At 66.5% G+C, this 3,880-nt stretch carries 8 protein-coding genes; 1 reads left to right on the top strand and 7 read right to left on the bottom strand.

Annotation, left to right across the window (positions count from 1 at the left end):
• Positions 1-126 precede the first annotated feature (126 nt).
• The 6 genes from A3A5_RS0113705 to A3A5_RS0113680 form a co-directional block, all read right to left on the bottom strand.
• Positions 127-432, bottom strand: a complete 306-nt coding sequence (locus A3A5_RS0113705) for a hypothetical protein (RefSeq protein ID WP_157637227.1) — start codon at positions 430-432, stop codon at positions 127-129.
• 44 nt (positions 433-476) lie between these two features.
• On the bottom strand, positions 477-788 hold the full coding sequence (locus A3A5_RS0113700) for an XRE family transcriptional regulator (RefSeq protein ID WP_018311138.1): 312 nt from the start codon (positions 786-788) through the stop codon (positions 477-479).
• A complete protein-coding gene (locus A3A5_RS0113695) occupies positions 781-1,152 on the bottom strand; it encodes a type II toxin-antitoxin system RelE/ParE family toxin (protein ID WP_018311137.1) in 372 nt (123 codons plus the stop codon). Before A3A5_RS0113695 ends, A3A5_RS0113700 begins: the two co-directional genes overlap by 8 nt.
• A 93-nt stretch (positions 1,153-1,245) precedes the next feature.
• Positions 1,246-1,533: a hypothetical protein gene (locus tag A3A5_RS0113690; protein ID WP_018311136.1), complete on the bottom strand. Its 288-nt coding sequence runs from the start codon at positions 1,531-1,533 to the stop codon at positions 1,246-1,248.
• A gap of 31 nt (positions 1,534-1,564) precedes the next feature.
• Entirely contained in the window at positions 1,565-1,858 is a 294-nt protein-coding gene (locus tag A3A5_RS0113685) for a hypothetical protein (RefSeq protein WP_018311135.1), read from the bottom strand.
• A gap of 57 nt (positions 1,859-1,915) precedes the next feature.
• On the bottom strand, positions 1,916-2,119 hold the full coding sequence (locus A3A5_RS0113680) for a cold-shock protein (protein ID WP_018311134.1): 204 nt from the start codon (positions 2,117-2,119) through the stop codon (positions 1,916-1,918).
• A 406-nt stretch (positions 2,120-2,525) separates the two neighbouring features.
• Here A3A5_RS0113680 and A3A5_RS43330 point away from each other — a divergent pair, with 406 nt between their 5' ends.
• Positions 2,526-2,975 (top strand): hypothetical protein, encoded by a 450-nt coding sequence (locus A3A5_RS43330; protein WP_157637226.1) that lies wholly within the window; start codon positions 2,526-2,528, stop codon positions 2,973-2,975.
• 163 nt (positions 2,976-3,138) lie between these two features.
• Here A3A5_RS43330 and A3A5_RS0113670 read toward each other — a convergent pair whose 3' ends face one another.
• Entirely contained in the window at positions 3,139-3,642 is a 504-nt protein-coding gene (locus A3A5_RS0113670) for a hypothetical protein (RefSeq protein WP_018311132.1), read from the bottom strand.
• Positions 3,643-3,880 lie beyond the last annotated feature (238 nt).

The raw sequence follows: 3,880 nt of genomic DNA, 5'->3' as shown, positions 1-3,880 counted from the left end.
AGTTTGCATCGCATTCCTTACCAATTCTGCATTTTTATGCAGGACGGTTCAGCTCGTCCGTGTAACGCAAAAAAGCCGGCTTTTGAACCACGCCGATTTCCTGATTGGCTTCCGGCCCTCTCGTCGTCAGCGGGCGCTGGGCAGGATCGCATCGACCAGTGCCTGCAGCCGGTCGGCGTCGGCCTGGCCGTGCACGGCGCTCAGTCGGCGCCACAGGCTGAGCGCCCCGTGCGCGGCGCGGTAGTACTCGGCCTTGGTCGCCTGTTTTGGCTCCTGCACCGCCAGTTTCTGATAGACCGCGATCTGCTGCTCGGTAGCGGCCGTCAAGTCCGCATAGGAAAAATGGGGCTCACGCCGGGCCGCTTCGGCCCGTTCGGCGTCGACTTCTGCCGGCGTGCGCAAGGCCATGCGCCCCTCACGTTGAAACGTCATGCTTGCCTCCGTGCCCCGTGGGGCGTTTTCCCGAATTGCTGCATTCAGTGAGCCGGTTCGAACGGATGGACCGGAATGTCACCATCGGGAAACGACGCCACGAGCTTGAGCTCGCCGCCCAGCGCCTTCACATACTCGCGCAGCGTGCTCAGGTACATGTCGTCACGGCGCTCCAGCTTCGACACCGCCGCCTGCTCGATGTTCATGGCCTTGGCCACCTCCACTTGCGTGACGTGTCGGGCCCGACGCAAGTCCTGAAGTTGCATTTCCACCAGCATGGCTTCGGCCCGCGCAGCGGCGCGCGCCTGCGCCTCGGGCGACATCTTCGCGCGCAATTCCACAAATTTCTTAGCCATCGATCTGCCCTTCCTTTCGCAATGTCTCGAGATGCGCGTCATAGAGCCGATCGGCAATCGGCACGTGCGCCTCATACCAGCGGTTGTTGCCGGTCTTGTCCCCACCAATCAGCAGGATCGCGCAGCGCCGCGGGTCAAACGCATAGAGGATCCGGTACGGCCGACCAGCGTGCTGCACCCGCAGTTCGCGCATGTGGTCATGTTTCGAACCACCAATGCCAGAAGAGTGGGGAAATCCCAAGTTCGGACCCAGTTGCTCAAGCAAGCGCACCGAAGCATCAATGGATTCCTGCTCCGCCTCGGTCAAATCCTGCCACCATGCTCCCAGCTCGTCGGTGTATTCGACCTCCCAAGCATTCCCCATTATTCCTCCAAAAACATATTCCTTCAAGGGAATATAACATCCCGTACGCTGCTGAGCAGCAGGATCAACCATCAATCTTGTGCCGCCTGCGTGTCACCGGTCGCGTTGGCCACCGACGTCCGCCACCAGGGGACCACCCTGCCCGGCCTCGATGCGCGGCAGCCGGCCGGCCGCAATGCGCTGGCGGACCTGCGCCTGGAGATCGGCCACATCCCATACGCCGGCCTCGAGCTGGGCGAGCGCGGCGCCGGTGACTGCAAATCGTCCACCACAGGCCGCGCAGCGGTAGATACGGCTCTCGCGCAGCCGATCGTCGCGGTCGCGCCAGCGGCGCGCCGACTCGGTACACAGCACGCAAGGCACCCCTTCCGGCGTGTTCATCGCGCACGTCCCCCAGAGCGTCCTGGCATCATCACCGCGAGGCGAGCCAGGCCTCCCCCTCGACCTTGGCCGCGCCATACGCCTGGTCGCGCAAGTACGCCGCCCAGGCCTGGGACGGCTTTGCGCTGTCCGCGCGGGCCAGCCAGAGCGCGCGCTCGGGCGCAGTCAGCGCATTGAACCAGGCCATGCCGCGCAGCGGGTCGAGGTCGGGATCGGCCGGATACGCGCCGCCGCCGACCTCCTGGTCGTCCCGAAGCAGGCGCAGGCGCCAGCCACCGCCCAGCGCGAGCGGGCGCGGCTCGATGTCGTAGTGATATCTCGTCATGGGGGAAAAAAAGCCCCGCGTTCTGCGGGGCCTTCGGGAACGCGTTAGTCGGTTCGGTTAGAGCGGCTGGATCTTGGTGGCTTGCTCGCCCTTGGGCCCCATCGCCTTGACGTAGCGGACCTTCTGGCCCTCCGGCAGCGACTTGAAGCCGTTGCCTTCAATCGCCGAGAAGTGCGCGAACAGATCATTCCCGCCGGCGTCCGGGGTAATGAAGCCGAAGCCCTTCGCGTCGTTGAACCACTTGACCGTACCAGTTTCCATTTTTCTTTCAGCCTTGATGTGTCGAGGAACGTGAGGGCCCGGCCGGCGGCTGGCCCCGAAGCGAGTCCGAAGCCACGGCGACGGACCGGCGCCCTGCGAAGGCCATTGTGACGGCTTTGGTTCCGGTGTCAATGCGGCCAAGTGCGGAGGAAGGCGGTCGCTTCGGGCTTCGCCCGGTCGGCGCCCTGCCCTCGCCTACACAGCTACGATGCCCGAAAGTCCCGTCGGGACGTTCCGCATGAGGCATGCCCTGACCTGAGGCCCCGCACGCGACGTGCGCCCGGTGCCCGCCGCGGCAGATGCCGCCCTGCAGACATCTGGCGTTGCCAAGGGGGAGTTTTCCGGGCTGTCGGGACCGGCCCTGCGCTCGCTATGCTGGGTCCCCGATCGCCACCGACGCCCAAGTATGCAGATCCGCGAAGAAGGCCCTCTGGTCACGCTGCTGCGCACCCGCCGTGATCCCCACACGGGGCGCCGCAAATCGATCGTGGCCGGCACCTTCCGGGCCAGCGAGGGCCCCTCGCCGCGGCTGCTGGCCACGCTCGATCCCGCAGAACAGGCCTCCCTGCGTTGCTGGCTCGACGCTTGGCGCCCGCCGGAATCGTCCAGCCACAGGTCCGTGCTGGATGACGCGCATCGGCGCCTCACCGAACTTGTCGCGGCGATTGATACGGTGGCCGAGCATCTCGGCGCTGATGCCGCGTCTGCCATCGGGCGGGAGCTCGAGGCCCTTGCGCGTGCCCTGCATCATGCCCAAGGGCGCAAGCCTCGGCGTCCCCCCAAACCGCCCCATCCCCTGCCCGACCAGGCAGACCTGCTCAGCGGTCTGCCTGAGTGTCGGGGTGTCGCAGGCTAGCGGGTCCCTGGCTGGTGACGACCGACTCACGACCCTCGCCGGGGTCAAGCCCCGATCCCCCCTCGGGACGGTGCCCGGCCAGGTTGCTCAGTCGCGGATCGCGCCACGCTTGGTCTGCGATGCGGGATGACGGTCGCGGGCTACCGCGGCAGCACCCCAAGCTTCAGCCGCAGCGATGTCGATGCGGGCCCTGGTGCATCGCACGGCCGACGCGTTCGCGCCGGGTAAGGGTCGTCTGTGCGCTCTGGGCCTGGTGCATGCGCTGCTCGGTCGCAGCAGTGGCGAGTACCAGATCGCCGCGCTCGATCGCCTGCATCCAGGGCAGCAGGTCCTGCAGCGGCGCGGTGCCCGAGTGAGCCAGCGAAACCGTGTGCACGAACGCTGCATCGCGATCGATGCGGTACAGCGCATCGCCGCTGCGGCTGGCCAGCGTGACGCCACCGAAGCGTGCCTTGAAGCGAACGATGCGGTGCTGCAGGTGGGCGGCTTCCTCGGCCTGGCGGCGCGCGGCGCGGGCCTGTGCCGCGGCAACAGAGAAGTCGGTTGGGCCGGCGGCGAGGGCGGCGAGGTAGGCGTAGAGGTGTCCGCCCTTGACCTCGCCAAGGCGGTGGTCCATGGCGGTGACGATGTCGGACAGCTGCTTGCCGCGGGTTTTGGCCAGTCCCATCAGTTTGAAAAGCCCCGCCTTCGACAGGCCTTGGCCCGTGAGGTGGGCCAGGTCAGCGGGGAGGGCGCCGGAGCGGGCCGTGGGGCGTTGATGCTTTGCAATAGTGGGTTCAGATACCGTATGGCCGACTGACAAATTGTCAGACGCAACTGGTTGCGAGTTTCGGTTGAAGCGATCTGGCGGCGGTCAACGGAATTGGCAAGCAGGCGAGACCAGCCGCGTCGAGATGGGCGACGAG

The organism is Cupriavidus sp. UYPR2.512 (assembly GCF_000379565.1).
GTDB lineage: Bacteria > Pseudomonadota > Gammaproteobacteria > Burkholderiales > Burkholderiaceae > Cupriavidus.
The sequence above is the reverse complement of the archived record's forward strand: the minus strand, read 5'-3'. Positions and strand labels throughout refer to the sequence as shown.

What these genes read in the sequence shown, in the direction of transcription:
- A3A5_RS0113705 (WP_157637227.1), bottom strand. Translation starts at nt 432, where the DNA reads ATGACGTTTCAACGTGAGGGGCGCATGGCCTTGCGCACGCCGGCAGAA.
- A3A5_RS0113695 (WP_018311137.1), bottom strand. Translation starts at nt 1,152, where the DNA reads ATGGGGAATGCTTGGGAGGTCGAATACACCGACGAGCTGGGAGCATGG.
- A3A5_RS0113670 (WP_018311132.1), bottom strand. Translation starts at nt 3,642, where the DNA reads ATGGGACTGGCCAAAACCCGCGGCAAGCAGCTGTCCGACATCGTCACC.
- A3A5_RS43330 (WP_157637226.1), top strand. Translation starts at nt 2,526, where the DNA reads ATGCAGATCCGCGAAGAAGGCCCTCTGGTCACGCTGCTGCGCACCCGC.
- A3A5_RS0113685 (WP_018311135.1), bottom strand. Translation starts at nt 1,858, where the DNA reads ATGACGAGATATCACTACGACATCGAGCCGCGCCCGCTCGCGCTGGGC.
- A3A5_RS0113700 (WP_018311138.1), bottom strand. Translation starts at nt 788, where the DNA reads ATGGCTAAGAAATTTGTGGAATTGCGCGCGAAGATGTCGCCCGAGGCG.
- A3A5_RS0113690 (WP_018311136.1), bottom strand. Translation starts at nt 1,533, where the DNA reads ATGAACACGCCGGAAGGGGTGCCTTGCGTGCTGTGTACCGAGTCGGCG.
- A3A5_RS0113680 (WP_018311134.1), bottom strand. Translation starts at nt 2,119, where the DNA reads ATGGAAACTGGTACGGTCAAGTGGTTCAACGACGCGAAGGGCTTCGGC.